The following is a 15,729-nucleotide window of genomic DNA, read 5'->3' on the forward strand; positions in this document are numbered from 1 at the left end:
GAAACGACGGCAATGACCAAATCACAAATTCTATCGCAAGCGTCAAGCTCAATCCTTGCGCAAGCGAAACAAGCGCCAAACTCAGCGCTAAGTCTGCTAGGTTAATTTCAAACCTAAGACGAGAACCTCATTGGCTCGTGGTGAGAGATGAGCGAGTAAACCCAGCTTCGGCTGGGTTTTTTTCTGTCTTTTGGGGACTCAGGATTTCTGCGAATCACGGCATTAGAGCTTCATCACATTTCAGTAAACCAAAGAAAATAATCGCAAAAAATTGAAAATTTCTTCTAAAGGATATTCATTGGTCGCCGTTAAAGGGACTGAGAGAAATGAGATGTACCTAAGTGAGGTGAGAGACACGACGGTACATTCACTAAAGCCTTAAGGAGATCAATTATGGCGATTAACGTTAATACTAACGTTTCTGCGATGACTGCACAGCGTTACCTAAACCAGGCAGCTGACGGTCAACAAAAATCTATGGAGCGTTTGTCTTCGGGTTACAAAATCAATAGCGCGAAAGACGATGCTGCAGGTCTACAGATTTCAAACCGTTTGAATGCACAAAGCCGTGGCCTAGATATGGCAGTGAAAAACGCAAACGACGGTATTTCTATTGCACAGGTTGCTGAAGGTGCAATGAATGAATCTACCAACATCCTACAACGTATGCGTGATCTTTCGCTTCAATCGGCGAACGGCTCTAACTCAAAAGCAGAACGTGTAGCGATCCAAGAAGAAGTAACAGCGCTAAACGACGAGCTAAACCGTATTGCTGAAACTACCTCTTTCGGTGGTAACAAGCTTCTAAACGGTACTTACGGTACTCAATCTTTCCAAATCGGTGCGGACTCAGGTGAAGCAGTGATGCTTTCTATGGGTAACCTACGCTCAGACACTTCAGCAATGGGTGGTAAGAGCTACGCAGCAGAAGAGGGTAAAGACGCATCTTGGACTGTTGGTGAGAAAACAGAGTTCAAAATGAGCTACACCAACAAGCAGGGTGAAGAGAAAGAGCTATCAATCAGCGCTAAGCAAGGCGATGATATTGAGCAGCTAGCGACATACATCAACGGTCAAAACGATGATGTAAAAGCCTCTGTTGGCGAAGATGGCAAACTACAAGTATTTGCTTCTTCTCAAAAAGTTGAAGGTGATGTTGAGTTTTCTGGCAACCTAGCAGACGAGATCGGCTTTGGTGGCCCGAAAGACGTAACAGTGAAAGACATCGATGTAACCACAGTAGCTGGCTCTCAAGAAGCAGTAGCGGTTATCGACGGTGCTCTTAAGTCCGTAGACAGCCAACGAGCTTCACTCGGTGCTTTCCAAAACCGCTTCAACCACGCAATCAGCAACCTAGACAACATTAACGAGAACGTTAACGCGTCTAAAAGCCGTATTAAAGATACTGATTACGCGAAGGAAACCACTGCGATGACTAAGTCGCAAATTCTTCAGCAAGCAAGTACTTCAATCCTGGCTCAAGCGAAGCAGTCTCCATCTGCAGCGCTAAGCTTGTTGGGCTAAGTGGTAAACCCAGCCTGAGGTCAACACCTTAGTGCTGGGGCACCAAAGCGATAGATTCTATCGTTAGCCCATAAGGTGGAAGGGAGATTGTAATGGATATATCCTCCTACGCATCGAACATCCAGCCTTACGGCACGCCAAATGGCACAAAGTTTGCAAATAAAAATGGCAATGATATAGGCACGTCTAGCCCAGCAAATTCAAATGGTGAGATTTCGCCGCAAAAAGCGAAAAACACCGAATACGACTTCTCTGTTCAAGCTGCGATCGAGATGGCTGAAAGCCGTCAAGAACTGAACAAGGAAGAACGTGAAAAATTGGTCGCACAAATGAATGAATTTGTAACGTCCATAAACAAAGGAGTCGCATTTCGAGTGGATGAAGAATCCGGACGAGATGTGGTGACGATTTATGAAGCCAATACCGGTGACGTGATTCGTCAAATTCCTGATGAAGAAATGCTAGTGGTATTGCGTCGCCTAGCTGAGCACACAGCCAACAGCGGGTTGTTGACTGAAAAAGTGTAAGTCGTTTTTAGAGGTGATTTGATGAGTTTAGGCCCTTTGGGGATGTCTGGCGGCATGGATATTAATTCCATGGTCAGCAAAATTGTGGATGCCGAACGCGTACCAAAGCAGCAACGTATCGACAACGAACGCACGACAATTAATGCCAGTATCAGTGCTTACGGGCGACTCAGAGAATCATTGGATACGATGAAAAATCTCATGGCGAACTTTCGTCAGGAGAAAGCATTTGCCGTTCGCACTGTCGAAACGACCAATGACAATATCGTATCTGCCACGGCAACCACAGATGCTATCGCTGGCAAATATGCTATCGATGTGTTGCAGCTTTCTCAGAGCCATAAAGTCGCTTCTGACGTATTGCCAGAAGACGCAAAATTTGGCCCTGGTAAGCTGCAGATTTCGCTTGGTGATGAGCGTTTTAATATCGATGTTCGTTCCCGATCTAAGCTCATCGATGTCGTACGCGGCATCAATGGCGCTAAAGATAACCCTGGCGTTCGTGCATCTCTTATTAACGACGTCGAAGGTCCACGCCTTATCCTTGCTTCTAACCTCTCTGGTAAGGATCATCAAATCAGAGTCAGTGTGGAGGCCGAAAAAGGCAACCCTCTTAAATATTTCGAATACCAAACACTTGAAGACCGCGTCAACGCGCTTGAAGAAGCTCGTTCAGCGGCGGAAGATGTCTTAGGTCCTCTTAAATTTCCGGAACAACCAGCAGAAGAGCTAGATGCAAACGGCAATCCTCTACCTCCAGAAGAGCAAAAAGCGGCAGACGATGTACAAGATGATGCATCGCAAGCGCCAATCTCTGCGGCGGGTGCAGAAGCAGCCAAAGCTGGTCAAGAAGCCATTGATGAAGCCAACCGACGCGCGAGTTTACGCCCTGAAGACAGAATTCCAGGGTGGACAGAAACTGCGTCAGGTACTTTGTTGGACTCTTATGAAGAACCAGAGCTCGAACTCGACGAAAAGGCAATAGAGAAGGCACCAGATGTACCAGGCTGGAATAATGCCGCATCGGGCACCCTAACCGATTCTTACGTTACGACGAAAGAGGCTAAGCAGCTTCTTGAGCAAGAAAAAGCGGAAATCGAGCAAAAAATTGCGAGTGAAAAGCAAGCGTTAGACGAAAAAGTGGCACGTGGTGAACTTTCCGAAGCGCAAGCTAAGCAAATTCATCGCGCTAAACTTGATCCTCAAGAACGTGAGCGTCTGGAAAAAATTGATGAAGCAGAAGCGAAAATCGCAAAGGCACAATCTGCTTTTGAAGAATACCTTGGAATGACAGAAGTACAAGCAGGGCAAGATTCAGAAGTTCTGCTTGATGGCGTGGCAAAGCTATCTAGCCACAACAATGTGATTGAAGATGCGATCGAAGGTGTTGATTTAACACTAAAAGGCAAATCAGAACCGAATAAACCGCCTGCTGAAATTGGTGTCGAGTACGACCGTCAAAGTGTACGCAACGATATCGAAAACTTTGTGGCAGCGTATAACTCGTTTTATCAAACCTCCCAAGCGTTGGCGAGTGTGGATCCGGTAACTGGTCAAAAAGGGCCGTTGTCAGGTGACAGCACCGTACGCAGTGCAGATTCACGATTAAAATCGGTCTTTTCTACTCGAATCGATAAGGCGCCTGAAAACCTAAAGTCCTTAACAGAATTTGGCATTACGACGACACGTCAAGGCACCCTAGAAATCAACTATGACATGCTAGATCGCCAGTTGAACAATAACTTCAACGAGTTAGAAAAGTTCTTCGGTGGCAACACAGGTTTTGCTAAACGAGTAGAAGATGCGATTCACGGTATCACAGGTATTACAGGCAGTATTCGTACTCGAGAAAAAAGTCTCACAGAACAAAACTACCGTTTGAGTGACGATCAAGCGGCATTAGATCGCCGCATGGAAAGCCTAGAGAAGCGTACTCATGCGAAGTTTACCGCGATGCAAGATGCGACCGGTAAAATGCAAGGCCAGTTAGGCGCTTTGATGAGTGCGTTGGGTTAATAAATGCAAAAAGAACTCATGGAAATTAGTGATATAGATCAACTAATTACGCAAGAATTAGAAAAAATTGATTTTAATGCTGAAGAAATTCTTCGCTTGGTCGATATCAGGGAACGGTTATTGCAAAACCTGTTACCAATTATTCATCAAAATCCTTTGGTTAAGCAGGATGCAGAGTGGCAAGCATTGCTAACTCGTACCAAAAGAATTGTCGAGCTGATGCAATCGGAAACGTCAAAGGTCGGAAAAGAGCTCCATAAGTTTCGTTATGGCCAGCGTTCACTTCAGCAGTACAAAAAATTTATTTAAAAGAGGATTACTATGCGCGGTTCTTTGCAAGCATACAAAAAGGTATCAGTCGACAGCCAGCTTAGCGCGGCTTCTCCGCACAAAGTCATTCAAATGCTTATGGCTGGTGCGATTGAGCGCCTTATTCAAGGTAAAGCAGCCATGCAAGCAGGCAATATTCCAGCAAAAGGTGAGCGCTTGGGTAAAGCGTTAGACATCATTATCGCGCTACGCAGCTGTCTATCTATGGATGACGGTGGTGATATTGCTTCAAACTTAGATTCACTGTATGAGTTTATGATCACGCAAATTTCTGCTGCTAACCATCAAAATGAGCCTCAGCTGATCGACGACGTTATCGATATTATCCGTGAGATCAAGTCCGCTTGGGACCAAATCCCAACAGAGTTTCATAATCTTACCGCTGCTGAAGTTGGTATTTAATAGTCAAAACAATGCGTTAAGATACTAGACGAATATATTTGTCAATTGCGCAACGAGTTGTGTAGCAAAGTTTCTATCAAGCTCACACCTCTCCATTGCTTGGTTGCCTTATTTTTATATTCAAATAAAATAGAAGCCATTAGTAGCCCTAATGGCTTTTTTGTTGCTGATTTTCCTATTTTGTCTATCGTAAATTGAGTGTGGTGGTTCTGCCTTCTTTAGCACCCAATTGCGCAAATCAAGGTTTGGCCGCAACGCACCTAAAATAAAGGCAATCATTCTTACTTATGCATGGTTTGGCAAAGCTGCTTGTAATTGATGATGACGCATCAAGTCGTTTAAATTTAAGCAATATATTGGAATTTGTTGGAGAAAATTGCGAAGCGGTCAGTTCTGATCAGCTCAGCGATGTTGATTGGTCTAGCGTATGGTCGTGCTGTATTGTTGGTAATATTCCAGCAGGTCAAGCGGCGAGTACGGTTATCTCTCATTTAAACAGCGCTTACCACATCCCTCTTCTAGTCATGGGCCGTTTTCCTTTGCCTGTTGATGATCTTCCAAATTTTGTTGGTGAACTAGAGCTGCCGCTTAATTACCCACAGCTTAGTGAAGCGTTACGCCACTGCAAAGATTTTCTGGGGCGAAAAGGAGTGAATGTTGTTGCTAGTGCACGCAAAAACACGCTTTTTCGCAGCTTAGTTGGTCAAAGTAGAGGTATTCAAGAAGTTCGACACCTGATTGAGCAAGTATCAAACACGGAAGCAAACGTGTTGATCTTAGGTGAGTCCGGTACGGGTAAAGAAGTTGTTGCGCGTAACATCCACTATCACTCTTCATACCGCGATGGCGCATTTGTACCTATTAACTGTGGTGCAATACCGCCTGAGCTCCTAGAAAGCGAATTATTTGGTCACGAAAAAGGCGCGTTTACTGGTGCGTTAACTGCCCGTAAAGGTCGATTTGAGCTCGCAGACGGTGGCACTATCTTTCTTGATGAGATTGGCGATATGCCAATGTCGATGCAAGTAAAGTTGCTTCGTGTATTGCAAGAACGCTGCTTTGAACGTGTAGGTGGCAATAGTACCATCAAGGTAAATGTTCGAGTTGTGGCGGCGACACACCGTAATCTAGAAAATATGATTGAAGAAGGCACGTTCCGAGAAGACTTGTTCTATCGTCTGAACGTGTTTCCGATTGAGATGCCAGCGCTGAAAGAGCGCAAACAAGATATACCATTGCTGCTGCAAGAACTGATGACACGTTTAGAGGCGGAGGGCGGACAACCTATCTGCTTTACACCTCGTGCAATCAACTCACTTATGGAGCATAACTGGCCGGGCAACGTACGCGAGTTGGCTAATCTTGTTGAGCGAATGATTATTCTGTATCCAAATAGCTTGGTGGATGTAAACCATCTACCAACAAAATATCGCTACAGTGACATCCCAGAGTTCCAACCAGAGAGCAATCCATTTGTTTCGGTGGAAGAGCAAGAGCGTGATGTATTCCAAGATATCTTCTCTGAAGATTTTAGCTTTGAAGATCAAGACGACCTTGATCACAGCATGAACGCCCCGCAAGCGCTGCCACCGGAAGGGGTTAATTTGAAAGAGCTGCTGGCTGATTTAGAAGTTAATATGATCAGCCAAGCATTAGAAGCGCAGGGAGGCGTTGTTGCAAGAGCGGCCGACATGCTGGGTATGCGACGTACTACGCTGGTGGAAAAAATGCGTAAGTACAACTTACAGCGCTAGGTAAAGTGAAGTTTTAAGACGATATCTGAATAATCACTTGGGCTGGTTAACATCGCTTTTCTGGCATCCAAAACCGTTATCTCTGAGTGTCAACTTATTGTCGATAGCTTAACGTCCTGATAAATATAAAAAATAGCTTGGTACGCTAATTGCTTACCAAGCTATTTTAGTTTTAGCGGCGATATTTCGACAGGCAGTAATGGATAACAACACCAATCAATCCCATTTAGATTCCGTAGAGAATCAGGTTGAGCGCTACAAACAGGTGCTCGATGTGATGCCTGCTGGAGTGATTTTGCTCGATACGTACGGAGTAGTGCGTGAAGCAAATCCAGAAGCGCACCGAATTCTTGAGATTCCACTGGTTAACGAAAAATGGTTCAACGTTATCCAGGCGGTGTTTGACCCACGTGAAGATGATGGCCACGAAGTTTCATTACGTAATGGCCGTAAAGTTCGACTCGCCATCTCGGCGTCCACAACAGGTCAATTGATCCTGATTACCGATTTAACCGAAACCCGTTTACTTCAAGCTCGTGTCAGTGATTTACAGCGCTTATCATCGTTAGGACGTATGGTTGCGTCGCTTGCTCACCAAGTAAGAACGCCGCTGTCGAGCGCTATGTTATATGCATCCAATTTGGGAGCGCCAAATCTTCCTCCAGCGACAAAAGATCGCTTCCAAACCAAATTAATGGATCGACTGCACGATTTAGAAAAGCAGGTTAATGATATGCTGCTTTTTGCTAAAGGTGGTGATAATAAAGTCATTAAGCCATTTACGATTGCCCAGTTGGTAGCGGAATATCAGCCGATGGTCGAAACCGCGCTAAAAAACAACAGTATTGATTACTGCCTAGAAGTTGAAGAAGAACAAACTGAACTACTAGGCAATGCGAACGCCATTGCATCCGCATTAAGTAATCTGGTCATGAATGCGATTCAAATGTCTGGTAAAGAATCGCAAGTCGATATTTTTTTCCGCCCGGTAAATGGTGAGTTACGCATTTCTGTGCAAGACAGCGGACCGGGAGTGCCCGAAGAACTGCAAGCCAAAATCATGGAGCCATTTTTTACCACACGTTCTCAAGGAACTGGATTAGGGTTGGCAGTTGTTCAAATGGTTTGCCGTGCCCATGACGGTCGATTGGAACTTATTTCAGAGCAGGGTGATGGAGCCTGCTTCACCATGTGCATTCCGCTAGAGCGAGTGCAAACAGAAGCGCAATAAGCGGCTTTTGGTAATAACAATTTCTGGAGAATCATAATGGCGCAAAGCAAAGTGCTGATCGTAGAAGACGATGAAGGTCTTCGTGAAGCCCTAGTCGATACTCTGGCTCTGGCAGGGTATGAGTGGTTGGAAGCGGACTGTGCTGAAGATGCACTGTTAAAGCTGAAATCGAATACGGTTGATATCGTCGTTTCTGATGTGCAAATGGCGGGTATGGGTGGTTTAGCTCTGCTCAAAAGCATCAAGCAGAATTGGCCTAACTTACCAGTATTGCTAATGACGGCGTACGCCAATATTGAAGATGCCGTGTCGGCAATGAAAGACGGCGCGATTGACTACATGGCGAAACCATTTGCACCAGAAGTATTGCTGAACATGGTCAGTCGATATGCACCGATCAAAAGCGATGACAATGGTGACGCGGTCGTGGCAGATGAAAAAAGTCTGCGTCTACTTGCGTTGGCCGATAAAGTGGCACGTACAGATGCGAATGTTATGGTGCTAGGTCCTAGTGGCTCAGGTAAAGAAGTGATGTCGCGCTATATTCACAACGCGTCAAATCGTAAAAATGGTCCTTTTGTCGCAATTAACTGTGCTGCGATTCCTGACAATATGCTCGAAGCAACACTGTTTGGCTATGAAAAGGGCGCATTTACTGGTGCTGTTCAGGCATGCCCAGGAAAGTTTGAACAAGCACAAGGTGGCACAATCTTACTTGATGAAATCAGTGAGATGGACTTGAACCTGCAAGCGAAGTTGTTGCGTGTTTTGCAAGAGCGAGAAGTAGAGCGCCTAGGCAGTCGCAAAAGCATCAAGTTAGATGTTCGTGTGTTAGCGACGAGTAACCGTGATCTTAAGCAATACGTGTCAGAAGGAAACTTCAGAGAGGACTTATATTACCGCCTGAATGTATTCCCAATTGCGTGGCCTGCACTTAAAGAACGTAAAGGCGATATTGCACCGCTTGCCAAGCATCTTGCTGAGCGTCATTGCAGCAAAATGGGCATGCCAGTGCCTCAATTCTCGACCGTTGCGTTAGAAAAACTATTGCAATACCCTTGGCCGGGTAATGTTCGTGAATTGGATAACGTGGTTCAACGAGCGCTGATATTAAGTGAAAATGGCGACATCGATGCAGAGCACATTTTGCTTGAGGGCGTAGATTGGCAAGATGCCAATAGCTTGCAACACGTGGTGCAAAATGCAGATATGGTCGTGCCCAATGTTAAGCCAGTTGCTCAAGCTGAGAGTGTCAGCCGCCCAGTAACTGGTGGAGAAGGCTTAGGCAGCGAGCTGCGCGATCAAGAATACGCCATTATTTTGGAGACTTTGGTTGAGTGTAATGGTCGACGCAAAGAAATGGCGGAGAAACTGGGTATAAGCCCTCGAACCTTGCGCTATAAGCTTGCCAAAATGCGTGATGCTGGTATAGATATCCCGAATTAACACAGACAACGGCCATAAGATAAAAAGTGTAAGTAAATTGATTACTAATGTCTTATGGCACGTTAATTGCTGTGTCAATAATCAGTTTTGTTAATAGTCAATCTTTTGGCTTAGAGGTGCTAATGAAAATTGATGGTATTCAGGCAGAAATGCGCGCCATGATGGTAGAAGCAACCAATACGGCTCCTACTGCAAGTGGGGCGAAAGTTGGAGCAGATTTTAACGATCTCCTAACTAAAGCCATCAATAACGTGAACACACTTCAAAAAGCATCTGGTGATTTACAAACCCGTTTTGATCGTGGTGATGCCGATGTATCCCTTTCTGACGTTATGATCGCTCGTAACAAGTCTAGTGTCGCTTTTGATGCGACGGTTCAAATTCGCAATAAACTCGTTGAGGCATATAAAGACCTCATGAACATGCCAGTGTAATTTAGGTAATAAGTGTGGCAGACAAGTCTACAGATTTAACCGTCACTGAAGGCGGCTCAGATGGTGCACTGGTAGCAAGTTCCGATGTGGATGTGGAGAGTCAAAATCCAGATCTAGAGGAGCGCAGTGCGTCAAAATTCGATATGGCAGTGGGCGACCTCGATTTACTTCGTCAGGTTGTGCTTGTGCTGTCGATCTCCATCTGTGTTGCATTGATCGTGATGCTGTTCTTTTGGGTCAAAGAACCGGAGATGCGCCCACTTGGTGCGTACGAGACCGAAGAATTGATCCCCGTTCTGGATTATCTGGACCAGCAGAAAATCAATTATAAGCTTGATGGCAATACTGTTTCTGTTGAATCGAGTGAGTACAACTCGATCAAACTTGGCATGGTTCGTTCCGGCGTTAACCAAGCTACAGAAGCGGGCGATGATATTTTGCTGCAAGACATGGGTTTTGGTGTTTCACAACGTCTCGAGCAAGAGCGTCTCAAACTCAGTCGAGAGCGCCAATTAGCTCAAGCAATTGAAGAAATGAAGCAAGTTCGCAAAGCACGAGTGTTATTGGCACTGCCAAAGCACAGCGTGTTTGTGCGTCATAACCAGGAAGCGTCTGCGTCGGTATTTTTGACATTGTCGACAGGCACGAACCTTAAGCAGCAAGAAGTGGATTCTATTGTCGACATGGTAGCGAGTGCCGTGCCGGGAATGAAAACTTCTCGAATTACCGTCACAGATCAGCATGGTCGCTTACTCAGCTCAGGCTCCCAAGATCCCGCTTCTGCGGCGCGACGCAAAGAACAAGAATTAGAACGCAGCCAAGAGCAAGCGCTGCGCGAAAAAATTGATTCCGTACTATTACCCATTTTAGGTTATGGCAACTATACGGCGCAGGTTGATATCCAAATGGACTTCAGTGCGGTTGAACAAACCCGCAAACGCTTTGATCCAAACACCCCTGCGACCCGCAGTGAGTACGCACTCGAAGATTACAATAACGGTAACATGGTAGCGGGTATTCCGGGTGCGTTGAGTAATCAGCCTCCAGCGGATGCCTCAATTCCGCAAGATGTGGCTCAAATGAAAGATGGTTCTGTCATGGGGCAGGGGTCAGTTCGTAAAGAGTCCACGCGTAACTTTGAACTTGATACGACCATCAGCCACGAGCGAAAGCAGACCGGGACAGTGGCTCGTCAGACCGTTTCTGTTGCGATTAAAGACCGTCGTCAAGTTAACCCTGATACGGGTGAAGTGACTTATACCCCAATGTCCGAATCTGAAATCAATGCCATTCGCCAAGTATTAATTGGTACCGTTGGCTTTGATCAAGGCCGTGGCGATTTGCTGAATGTATTGAGTGTAAAGTTTGCTGAGCCAGAGGCTGAGCAGCTAGAAGAACCACCAATTTGGGAGCACCCTAACTTCAGTGATTGGGTTCGTTGGTTCGCAAGTGCATTAGTGATTATTGTGGTTGTGTTGGTTCTGGTTCGCCCAGCAATGAAGAAATTGCTTAACCCTACCAGCGATGATGAAGACGAAATGTACGGACCAGACGGCTTGCCGATTGGTGCGGATGGTGAAACTAGCTTGATTGGCAGTGACATCGAAAGCAGCGAACTGTTCGAGTTTGGCTCAAGCATTGATTTGCCAAACCTTCATAAAGATGAAGATGTATTGAAAGCGGTTCGCGCTCTGGTTGCAAATGAACCTGAACTGGCTGCTCAAGTAGTGAAAAACTGGATGAATGACAATGGCTAACGATATCGTACCTCAAGATGACAACGCCGCGGGAATGCCAGTAGAGCTGGATGTTTCAACCATTACTGGCGAAGAAAAAGCGGCAATTTTGCTACTGAGCCTTAATGAACAAGATGCAGCTGGCATTATCCGTCACCTAGAACCAAAACAGGTTCAGCGTGTTGGTAGTGCGATGGCTCGCGCGAAGGATCTCAGCCAAGACAAGGTATCTGCTGTTCATCGTGCGTTTTTGGAGGATATCCAGAAATACACCAACATTGGTATGGGCAGCGAAGACTTTATGCGTAATGCATTGGTTGCCGCTCTTGGTGAAGACAAAGCCAACAACTTAGTTGACCAGATCCTACTTGGTACGGGCTCAAAAGGCTTGGATTCCTTGAAATGGATGGACCCACGCCAAGTGGCGAGCATTATTGTCAATGAACACCCACAGATTCAAACTATCGTATTGTCTTATTTAGAAGCAGACCAATCTGCAGAGATTTTGTCTCAGTTTCCTGAGCGCGTGCGTTTGGATCTGATGATGCGTATTGCCAACCTTGAAGAAGTTCAGCCATCAGCATTGGCAGAGCTGAACGAAATCATGGAGAAACAGTTCGCGGGTCAAGCGGGTGCACAAGCAGCCAAAATTGGCGGCCTGAAAGCAGCAGCGGAGATCATGAACTACCTAGACAACAACGTCGAAGGTTTGTTGATGGAACAAATTCGCGATCAGGACGAAGACATGGCGACGCAAATCCAAGACCTAATGTTTGTCTTCGAAAACTTAGTCGAAGTGGACGACCAAGGTATTCAGAAGTTGCTGCGTGACGTACCACAAGACGTGTTGCAAAAAGCACTCAAAGGTGCAGATGACTCGTTACGTGAGAAAGTCTTCAAGAATATGTCTAAACGTGCTGCTGATATGATGCGTGATGATATAGAAGCGATGCCGCCAGTACGAGTGGCAGATGTAGAAGCCGCTCAGAAAGAAATCTTAGCAATTGCCCGTCGAATGGCGGATGCTGGTGAGCTCATGCTATCTGGCGGTGCTGACGAATTCTTATAATTTCTATTGCTTCGCAATTATCCTATTGCGGAGCACCCTCACTTCTTAATCGAACACACAATAGGTAACCCATGGCTGGCGATAGAAAACGTGGATTTATCCGTCCTGATGAAGATGATTCGATGATCGAACCTCAACGTTGGGGGCTGCCTGATTATGGCGAGCCTAAAGCCAAACAAGCAAAACAAACCGCGTTCAACTATGACCCGGGATGGGTGCCGAATTTTGATGAGCCTGAAGAAGAGCAGCCACTTGCGCTAACCGAAGAACAAATTGAACTGATTAAGCAAGGTGCTTATCAAGAAGGCTTACATCAAGGTCAGGAAGCTGGCTTTAAGCAAGGTTACGACAAAGGTAAAGAAGAAGGGTTGCAAGCCGGCCATGCTGAAGGTCTCGAGCTCGGAAAAGCTGAAGGGGTAACTGCAGGGCAAGAATACATTCAGCAGCAAGTTGAAACTTTTATGAACTTGGCCAATCAGTTTGCTCAACCTTTGGAGTTGATGAATGCTCAGGTTGAAAAGCAGCTGGTGGATATGGTGCTCTGTTTAGTTAAAGAAGTGGTGCACGTTGAAGTACAAACCAACCCTCAAATTATTTTAGATACAGTGAAGCAGTCGGTTGAAGCGCTACCAATATCAGGCCACCCTATTACCTTGCACCTGAATCCAGAAGATGTCGCGATTATTCGTTCAGCTTATGGTGAAGAAGACCTTAATTGTCGCAACTGGACGTTAGTTGCTGAACCATCGCTAAATCGAGGTGACGTCCAGATTGAAGCCGGTGAATCAAGCATTAATTATCGCATGGAAGAACGCGTCAAAAGCGTATTGCACAGCTTTTGTGGCGCAAACCGTCATCAAGAGGGTGAGTAATCCATGCAAGCACTCGCTGACCGCTTAAAAAGCTACAAAGTTGAAGGCCTTACGACGCGCCCTGTCGCCTCTGGCAAACTGGTGCGTGTGGTTGGGTTAACGTTGGAAGCAACCGGCTGTCGCGCACCAATTGGCAGTTTATGCTTAGTGGAAACCATGTCAGGTCAGATGGAAGCCGAGGTTGTCGGCTTTTCAGGTGACAACCTATTTTTAATGCCAAGTGAACAAATTACGGGCATTTTACCTGGCGCGAGAGTCACCCCTTTAACCAGTGACGCTGGTTTGCCTGTCGGCATGGAGTTACTTGGGCGCGTTATAGACGGGGTTGGGAATCCACTTGATGGACTTGGCCCTTTGTATACCGATAACCGTGCCTCTTTTAATGCCGAACCAATCAACCCATTGGCTCGAAAGCCAATTTCTGAACCGCTCGATGTTGGCCTAAAAGCTATCAATGGTTTGTTGACGGTCGGTAAAGGTCAGCGTATCGGTCTGTTTGCAGGTTCTGGTGTGGGTAAATCGGTCACGCTTGGCATGATGACGCGAGGTACCACCGCACAGGTTGTGGTCGTCGGCCTGATAGGTGAGCGTGGACGTGAAGTTAAAGAATTCATCGAAGAGATCTTGGGTGAGGACGGTCGTCGCCGCTCAGTGGTGGTCGCGGCGCCTGCCGATGCTTCACCTCTAATGCGCTTAAAGGGGTGCCAAACGGCATTAACGATTGCTGAATACTTCCGGGACCAAGGGTTAGATGTTCTGCTATTGATGGACTCGTTGACTCGTTTTGCACAAGCACAGCGTGAAATCGCACTTTCTGTTGGTGAGCCGCCAGCGACGAAAGGCTACCCGCCTTCTGTATTTGCCAAGCTGCCAGCGCTGGTTGAGCGAGCGGGTAATGGAAGTGCCGAACAAGGCTCGATTACGGCGTTCTTTACCGTGTTGACCGAAGGGGATGATTTGCAAGATCCGATAGCGGACGCATCGCGAGCCATTCTTGATGGCCATATTGTACTTTCTCGTGAAATGGCGGATGCAGGCCATTATCCGGCGATTGATGTCGAGAAGTCGGTGAGCCGTGTTATGCCGCAAATCACGACCGAAGAGCACGTTCTGATGTCAAAAGCGGTGCGACAGGTCTTGTCTATTTGTCGCAAGAATCAAGATTTGGTCTCGATTGGAGCGTACAAACCGGGTACCGATCCTGCTATTGATGGCGCATTTACTTTGAAACCGAAGTTAGACGAATACTTGCAGCAGAGCATGAAAGAATCAGTGCCATATGATATGTGCGTCAATATGCTTAGAAACATTTTGGGTGGGTGATAGCGCATGAATAATGCGATGGAGTTTCTACTTGAGCAAACTAAGGATCGTGAAGACCAAGCTGTGCTTGCACTGAACAAAGCGCGTTCTGAACTCGAAGATTATTACCGTCAGGTTGAACAAATTGAAAAGTATCGGCTTGATTATTGCCAGCAGCTCGTCGACCGTGGTCAGGCGGGCCTAACGGCAAGTCAATATGGACACTTAAATCGATTCCTTACCCAGCTAGATGAAACTTTATCTAAGCAAAAGCAAGCAGAAAGTCATTTCAAAGAGCAGGTTGAAAACTGTAAAGAATATTGGTTAACCGTGCGTAAAGAACGCAAATCCTATGAGTGGATGATAGACAAACGCGAAAAAGAGAAACAACTTGCTGAAGCTAAGCGCGAACAAAAGCAAATGGACGAGTTTTCCACCTTACTTTACAGTCGAAAACCACATCGTTTCTAAACGTTATCGGTTCGATATTGCATTACGGTGTTGCAGTTGACTACATCTCTACCGATTCAAGTAAGGTAACTTTGATTGAGTCTTGTTCAATTAGCTCAAATACCTTCGGTCGAATCTCGTGAACCCACCACTCGTTGTATGTTTTTTCGTAGAGAGCCTGGCGTGCTTGTTCATTGTCGAACTCTCTAAGCCAAACAAAATAGTCATGTCCATCATCACCAGTGTGGACGTAAGTATTCAGTACACGCATGCCTTGTGAGCGTTGATAGGGCAACAGTTCTTCCTTCATCCAACTTAGCCACTGTTCTGTTTTGCCTGCTCTGATTCTATATTGGCGTAATTCTGTGATCTTCAAAGTGATTCCTTAATTGTTAAGTCAAATGTCTGTTTACGCTTATCGTTTTTCAAAGTCAATCAAGTAGCTGTACATCATGTTAGAAACCAGGTTCTCGGATAGTACTGTTGATGTTTGTTCCATAAACATGCCATCTATTAGCTTACCGAGAATTGGCTCAATATTGTGGTGTGATTTTTGCATTTTAGCTGTCAGTGTCGGGTCTTTTTGACCTTTGTTTGCCGCCAGTATTGCTGTCTGTCAGCGATACGCTCAGAGCC

17 protein-coding genes are annotated in these 15,729 nt (G+C 45.9%); 15 read left to right on the plus strand and 2 right to left on the minus strand.

What is annotated here, in order from left to right; translation table 11 throughout:
• From R7Z47_RS22910 to fliJ, 15 genes are all read left to right on the plus strand, one after another.
• Nucleotides 1-105: flagellin (locus tag R7Z47_RS22910; RefSeq protein WP_254661342.1), on the plus strand; the 105-nt coding region annotated here is incomplete at its 5' end.
• Between the two features lie 288 nt (nt 106-393).
• Nucleotides 394-1,524 carry a flagellin gene (locus R7Z47_RS22915; RefSeq protein ID WP_005380449.1) on the plus strand — a complete coding sequence of 377 codons (1,131 nt, stop codon included), beginning with the start codon at nt 394-396 and terminating at the stop codon, nt 1,522-1,524.
• Between the two features lie 92 nt (nt 1,525-1,616).
• Nucleotides 1,617-2,051, plus strand: a complete 435-nt coding sequence (flaG, locus tag R7Z47_RS22920; RefSeq protein WP_005384493.1) for a flagellar protein FlaG — start codon at nt 1,617-1,619, stop codon at nt 2,049-2,051.
• Nucleotides 2,052-2,072: 21 nt separating this feature from the next.
• Nucleotides 2,073-4,067, plus strand: a complete 1,995-nt coding sequence (gene fliD, locus R7Z47_RS22925; RefSeq protein WP_137282299.1) for a flagellar filament capping protein FliD — start codon at nt 2,073-2,075, stop codon at nt 4,065-4,067.
• A gap of 3 nt (nt 4,068-4,070) precedes the next feature.
• On the plus strand, nt 4,071-4,376 hold the full coding sequence (locus R7Z47_RS22930) for a flagellar protein FliT (RefSeq protein ID WP_005380456.1): 306 nt from the start codon (nt 4,071-4,073) through the stop codon (nt 4,374-4,376).
• Nucleotides 4,377-4,388: 12 nt separating this feature from the next.
• Nucleotides 4,389-4,799: a flagellar export chaperone FliS gene (fliS, locus tag R7Z47_RS22935; RefSeq protein WP_005380457.1), complete on the plus strand. Its 411-nt coding sequence runs from the start codon at nt 4,389-4,391 to the stop codon at nt 4,797-4,799.
• A gap of 287 nt (nt 4,800-5,086) precedes the next feature.
• Nucleotides 5,087-6,553 (plus strand): sigma-54 dependent transcriptional regulator, encoded by a 1,467-nt coding sequence (locus tag R7Z47_RS22940; protein ID WP_005384490.1) that lies wholly within the window; start codon nt 5,087-5,089, stop codon nt 6,551-6,553.
• Between the two features lie 199 nt (nt 6,554-6,752).
• The gene (locus R7Z47_RS22945; RefSeq protein WP_005380459.1) at nt 6,753-7,784 is read left to right on the plus strand and encodes a sensor histidine kinase; all 1,032 of its coding nucleotides are present in this window, start codon (nt 6,753-6,755) and stop codon (nt 7,782-7,784) included.
• A gap of 36 nt (nt 7,785-7,820) precedes the next feature.
• On the plus strand, nt 7,821-9,230 hold the full coding sequence (locus tag R7Z47_RS22950) for a sigma-54-dependent transcriptional regulator (RefSeq protein WP_053349543.1): 1,410 nt from the start codon (nt 7,821-7,823) through the stop codon (nt 9,228-9,230).
• Between the two features lie 122 nt (nt 9,231-9,352).
• A complete protein-coding gene (gene fliE, locus R7Z47_RS22955) occupies nt 9,353-9,664 on the plus strand; it encodes a flagellar hook-basal body complex protein FliE (RefSeq protein WP_005384482.1) in 312 nt (103 codons plus the stop codon).
• A gap of 14 nt (nt 9,665-9,678) precedes the next feature.
• The gene (gene fliF / locus R7Z47_RS22960; protein ID WP_005380462.1) at nt 9,679-11,421 is read left to right on the plus strand and encodes a flagellar basal-body MS-ring/collar protein FliF; all 1,743 of its coding nucleotides are present in this window, start codon (nt 9,679-9,681) and stop codon (nt 11,419-11,421) included.
• The gene (gene fliG / locus R7Z47_RS22965; RefSeq protein ID WP_005380470.1) at nt 11,414-12,469 is read left to right on the plus strand and encodes a flagellar motor switch protein FliG; all 1,056 of its coding nucleotides are present in this window, start codon (nt 11,414-11,416) and stop codon (nt 12,467-12,469) included. Before fliF ends, fliG begins: the two co-directional genes overlap by 8 nt.
• Nucleotides 12,470-12,540: 71 nt before the next feature.
• Complete coding sequence (fliH, locus tag R7Z47_RS22970) at nt 12,541-13,341, plus strand: flagellar assembly protein FliH (protein ID WP_005394317.1); 801 nt, start codon at nt 12,541-12,543, stop codon at nt 13,339-13,341.
• A gap of 3 nt (nt 13,342-13,344) precedes the next feature.
• A complete protein-coding gene (gene fliI, locus R7Z47_RS22975; RefSeq protein WP_137282298.1) occupies nt 13,345-14,664 on the plus strand; it encodes a flagellar protein export ATPase FliI in 1,320 nt (439 codons plus the stop codon).
• A gap of 6 nt (nt 14,665-14,670) precedes the next feature.
• Nucleotides 14,671-15,114 (plus strand): flagellar export protein FliJ, encoded by a 444-nt coding sequence (gene fliJ, locus R7Z47_RS22980; protein ID WP_005380474.1) that lies wholly within the window; start codon nt 14,671-14,673, stop codon nt 15,112-15,114.
• Between the two features lie 40 nt (nt 15,115-15,154).
• Here the strand turns inward: fliJ and R7Z47_RS22985 are convergent, their stop codons facing one another.
• Entirely contained in the window at nt 15,155-15,469 is a 315-nt protein-coding gene (locus tag R7Z47_RS22985; protein WP_170897463.1) for an NIPSNAP family protein, read from the minus strand.
• Between the two features lie 39 nt (nt 15,470-15,508).
• Nucleotides 15,509-15,652: a hypothetical protein gene (locus tag R7Z47_RS22990; RefSeq protein WP_182039393.1), complete on the minus strand. Its 144-nt coding sequence runs from the start codon at nt 15,650-15,652 to the stop codon at nt 15,509-15,511.
• Nucleotides 15,653-15,729: the final 77 nt, after the last annotated feature.

Origin of the sequence: Vibrio sp. 1641 (genome assembly GCF_033339995.1) — a bacterium.
Classification (GTDB): Bacteria; Pseudomonadota; Gammaproteobacteria; order Enterobacterales; family Vibrionaceae; genus Vibrio; species Vibrio alginolyticus.

Bases quoted from the DNA above. Each gene is read 5' to 3' on its own strand.
- fliH (WP_005394317.1), top strand. From the start codon at position 12,541: ATGGCTGGCGATAGAAAACGTGGATTTATCCGTCCTGATGAAGATGAT.
- fliJ (WP_005380474.1), top strand. From the start codon at position 14,671: ATGAATAATGCGATGGAGTTTCTACTTGAGCAAACTAAGGATCGTGAA.
- fliE (WP_005384482.1), top strand. From the start codon at position 9,353: ATGAAAATTGATGGTATTCAGGCAGAAATGCGCGCCATGATGGTAGAA.
- R7Z47_RS22930 (WP_005380456.1), top strand. From the start codon at position 4,071: ATGCAAAAAGAACTCATGGAAATTAGTGATATAGATCAACTAATTACG.
- fliS (WP_005380457.1), top strand. From the start codon at position 4,389: ATGCGCGGTTCTTTGCAAGCATACAAAAAGGTATCAGTCGACAGCCAG.
- R7Z47_RS22915 (WP_005380449.1), top strand. From the start codon at position 394: ATGGCGATTAACGTTAATACTAACGTTTCTGCGATGACTGCACAGCGT.
- R7Z47_RS22945 (WP_005380459.1), top strand. From the start codon at position 6,753: ATGGATAACAACACCAATCAATCCCATTTAGATTCCGTAGAGAATCAG.
- fliI (WP_137282298.1), top strand. From the start codon at position 13,345: ATGCAAGCACTCGCTGACCGCTTAAAAAGCTACAAAGTTGAAGGCCTT.
- fliG (WP_005380470.1), top strand. From the start codon at position 11,414: ATGGCTAACGATATCGTACCTCAAGATGACAACGCCGCGGGAATGCCA.
- fliD (WP_137282299.1), top strand. From the start codon at position 2,073: ATGAGTTTAGGCCCTTTGGGGATGTCTGGCGGCATGGATATTAATTCC.
- R7Z47_RS22950 (WP_053349543.1), top strand. From the start codon at position 7,821: ATGGCGCAAAGCAAAGTGCTGATCGTAGAAGACGATGAAGGTCTTCGT.
- R7Z47_RS22940 (WP_005384490.1), top strand. From the start codon at position 5,087: ATGCATGGTTTGGCAAAGCTGCTTGTAATTGATGATGACGCATCAAGT.
- R7Z47_RS22990 (WP_182039393.1), bottom strand. From the start codon at position 15,652: ATGCAAAAATCACACCACAATATTGAGCCAATTCTCGGTAAGCTAATA.
- flaG (WP_005384493.1), top strand. From the start codon at position 1,617: ATGGATATATCCTCCTACGCATCGAACATCCAGCCTTACGGCACGCCA.